Origin of the sequence: Planktothrix sp. FACHB-1355, from assembly GCF_014748295.1 — a bacterium.
Taxonomy (GTDB): Bacteria; Cyanobacteriota; Cyanobacteriia; order Cyanobacteriales; family Aerosakkonemataceae; genus Aerosakkonema; species Aerosakkonema funiforme_A.
Genome location: NZ_JACJUP010000666.1, coordinates 1 through 3,806 on the forward strand (window position 1 = coordinate 1; position 3,806 = coordinate 3,806).

Below are 3,806 nucleotides of genomic sequence, written 5' to 3' on the forward strand. Positions count from 1 at the left end.
GATTTTGGCGAACTAAAAATAAAGGCACACTTTCCAGCAGCCAACAAGTATAAATGGGAATATCTTACAGGTAACGAGAAAGGCAAAACTGGAGAGGAAACAATAAATTCTGTAGAAATTCGCCCCAATGTCCATATAAATTCGTGGGTAGAAAAAGACGGAACGGCGATAGTTGAAGTGTTGGATTTGGAAAAAAAGGCTGTGCTTGCCTATGGTGTTAAAGATAAGAAAATTAGCGAATACAAAGCAAAATTGAGCGAAATGAAGTAATACCAAATCCGCGTTAGCTACGCCCTTTATTGAAAGTGGCGGGAAACTCCATCTCATTGTAGGTGGAGTTTTTCATATATTTTTTGAGAAAAATATCTCTATCTTGATGTAAAACATCGCCCAAACTTATAGATATACGAATTGATAAACGCTCATCGTCTCCTTTACCTGATTGGATAGCTCTCAATTCCTGCTGCATTTCTACCGCCGCCAGAGCAGCTGTAGTAACACTGGAGAAAATCATCCAAAAGGAATCGCCTTCTCCTTTGAGAATACTTCATTCATTTTTTGTGGCAATATTAGTATTAGAAATAAAACCTTTATGTCTATCTAGTAAGGTGCTTAGTTCAGCTTGGGATAATTTTTGAACTAAAGTGGTAAATCCACAAATATCGGTTTTCATTATGACGGTAGAACGCAAGGTGGCCATAAAATTGTCCAATTAATTACCATAGTTTAGGCCGTTTTATATAGATGCAAAGCCAAATTGATTTAAATAGAGTTTAAGCGATGCTACTGCGCTTGCGAGTTTCCTTGTAAGATGTGCCCACATTCTTCAAACCTGCTTTAATCATTTGTTGTTCCAGCAAAGCGAAGAAGCGAGCGCGATCGCCACCTTTTACTACCGCATGATTGTGCGCTTCTGAAAGTACAATTGGATAACCATCCCCTTTTTGAATTTGCGCCAACATTAGACCGAGGGATAAATCTAATAAAGCAGAATTTTCTGCTACCCATGCCGGCATTTCAATACGAGCAATTTCGCTCCCTACATGAACGTAGCAAAAATAAATTTTGTGATCATCACCGTACAAATTAATAATTTTATTTGTACTGCGCCATAGCGGACCCCGTTGTCCCGGTTGCAAACGCGATGCCCAAAAAATTATATCTCTTAAAGGATCGAAAACCTGACACGGCGTTTTCTCTTGTGAATGATTGCAATGAGCCATGCAGTTGGGAGTAGAGTAAGTACAAGCTTGCAGACGCAAAAAACTCAGAGATTCGCTGCTGCGAGAGGCGCTGAGATAGCCGAGCAGGGGAATGCCAACTTTTCGCATTTGTTCCCAAGCTTCCATAATAGGCGGTATGATGTGCGCGATCGCCTCTGCTGGCAATTCATCCAAAAACCAGTACAGCAGCGAACCATCCACCATTGCTAAAGTTGGTACATCCAATTTTGGATTGGCAATTTCCGATTGATGATTATCCTGTTCCTTCTTTTCCAACTCCGAACTTACAACTTGACTTTTTGCCCAACCTGTGGCTAATTCTGACAAAACTAACGCTTCCGAGACAGTACGGCGATAACCCATCCATTCTTCAGTACGAATTCCCCATTGACGAGAAACATACAAATCTTCAGGCCGATAGAAAACTTCTGGTAAGCTATCGAGAAGGGGATGGCGTCCCTGCCCGTAATGCAACATCACCCGACCGATATTGATCAGATAGCAGTAAGCAATCTCGTGGTGAGAAGGGGCAATTTGGGAACCATCCGTAGCGATGACAGTATGCGCCTTTGGGGGAACTGGAATCTCAAGGCAGGTATCTAAGGGTTCGACTGGGATGGGCGGGTAAAATATAAAGCGATCGGAACCTTCTTCTATTTGTTCCGCCAACTCCGCCTGTCTAGTATAAGCCTCCTCCAGCAATTTTTGAGCCACTAGCAATCTTTGGCGACTCGCCGTCGCCTCCGCACTCAAGTGCTGACTCAAACCTTGCATTTCTCGCGCTACTTTTGTCAGATCCAGCATAATGACTTTAGTGGTTCCAAACGTCCTGCCATTTCACAGTACCTTGAGGTGCTAAAATCCAGCGACGATTGATGACCTCTTCTCGCACGGGAGTTTGATTTTCCCGCAATATAGCATATTTGTATGCGATTCCCTTCCCAGCACTTTCGTTAAACGGAATTTCGCCAAACCAAGTATTCGGATTGATATATTCCAAAGCGAAAGCCTTACTGATATCCCAATTACCCAATTCCGGACAATCTCCCGTCACCACAATAGTTTCTCCCGGTTTGGTAGCAACACCATTCAGCTGCGCCCGCACAATAGTTTGCCCTCGCACCTTTTCTCCCAGGTAACTGAGAACGATCATTTCTTTCGATCCCAATTCTAAACCCCGCAACTGTCCGTTTTGGATATGGAAATGACGTTTAGTGATAATACAGATATATTCCCCGTCTTCCAAATCTATAGACATCACATCAATCTTAGCCGGATAACCCTTATTTATCGCTACAAAACAACGGGAATCTCGATATTTCCGCACATAGCAGTAAATATCGGGAGTGATATATTTTTGTACCTGACTTCCCAGAGAAATGGCTGGATTGATCCGCCGCAACTTAGATAGCAACTGCATATCTTTGTAAATCTGGGTATCGGTATCCCACTTTTCCATCATCGGGCGGTTGTAAGGGTCGTTACCGCCATTTGTATCGTTGTGCAGATACTGTTCGGTGCCGTAATAAATACAGGGAATGCCGCGAGATGTCATCACCAAGTTAACAGCAAGTCTTAAAACATTTGGATCGGAATTAAGGCTTTGAAATCTCGGCATATCGTGATTATCGACAAAAGTGATCAATTCCGTGGCGCGATTGTAGAGGTAATCCAAATCCAAAATGTTTTGAATTAAATAAAATCCACCTTGGCTATTTTTTGCTAAAGCCGATCGAATCGCTTCGCACAATCCGAAGTCGAGAATTGACATACCGGATTTATTGGCAAAGTCTGGCGATTTGCCATCCCAAGGCTTGCTGAAACCCCACTCGCCAAATGCGAACACCGAAGGTTTATGAGTTTGGATATCGGTAATAAATTCTTGCCAAAACCAAGTTGGCATATGCTTAACGGTATCGATCCGCAAAGCATCGACTCCCCGGTCTAGCCATTGCTTCATTGCTGTTTTAATATAGTTGCGATAGTCAGGATTACTTTCATTAAAAGTCGCTAAGCCTGCCATTTCGCCGTACAGTAGTTGCCATTCATCTTCCCAATTAGTTATTTCCCCGTTGTGGTAGTACCAATTGTTAACATCGTTGTAAAAGTTAGCAATCAAAACTCCATCATCGTATAGCTCACCTTTGTGCCCGTTTACATCAGGACTGCTGTGATTGCACACAATATCCAGAATTAGTTTCATCCCTCGTTTGTGCATTTCGGCAATCAAGCGATCGAACACATTACACTCAAACAAAGAAGTTGGTTCGCCCTTCCCGACAAAACGAGGATTAATTCGTTTAAAATCTTTTGTCCAATAGCCGTGCATGGCAGCAGATTCAAACTGCAAACCTTCCACTTGTTCAAACAGAGGAGAAACCCATATCGCGGTTACTCCCATGTCTTTTAGATAATCTAATTTGTCAATAATACCTTGCAAATCTCCACCCCAGTATCTACCCCATTTTGTCCGAGTTGGATCGTAAAGTTCTGGTGTTGGGCCTTCGTCATTGTTTGAATCGCCATCGCAAAAGCGATCGACTACAATGAAATAAATTGTTTCTTGACGAAATTCAATAGCTC

At 42.6% G+C, this 3,806-nt stretch carries 4 protein-coding genes; 1 reads left to right on the plus strand and 3 read right to left on the minus strand.

Annotated features, from left to right (window positions below; translation table 11 throughout):
• Nucleotides 1-270: MoaF N-terminal domain-containing protein (locus H6S82_RS22660; RefSeq protein ID WP_199317938.1), on the plus strand; the 270-nt coding region annotated here is incomplete at its 5' end.
• 13 nt (nt 271-283) lie between these two features.
• Here H6S82_RS22660 and H6S82_RS33690 read toward each other — a convergent pair.
• The 3 genes from H6S82_RS33690 to H6S82_RS22675 all read right to left on the minus strand — a co-directional run.
• Nucleotides 284-514 carry a hypothetical protein gene (locus H6S82_RS33690; protein WP_242057075.1) on the minus strand — a complete coding sequence of 77 codons (231 nt, stop codon included), beginning with the start codon at nt 512-514 and terminating at the stop codon, nt 284-286.
• A 259-nt stretch (nt 515-773) separates the two neighbouring features.
• The gene (locus H6S82_RS22670) at nt 774-2,027 is read right to left on the minus strand and encodes a DNA double-strand break repair nuclease NurA (RefSeq protein WP_190460920.1); all 1,254 of its coding nucleotides are present in this window, start codon (nt 2,025-2,027) and stop codon (nt 774-776) included.
• 7 nt (nt 2,028-2,034) lie between these two features.
• A partial coding sequence (locus H6S82_RS22675; protein WP_191056748.1) for an alpha-amylase family glycosyl hydrolase occupies nt 2,035-3,806 on the minus strand: 1,772 nt, incomplete at its 5' end.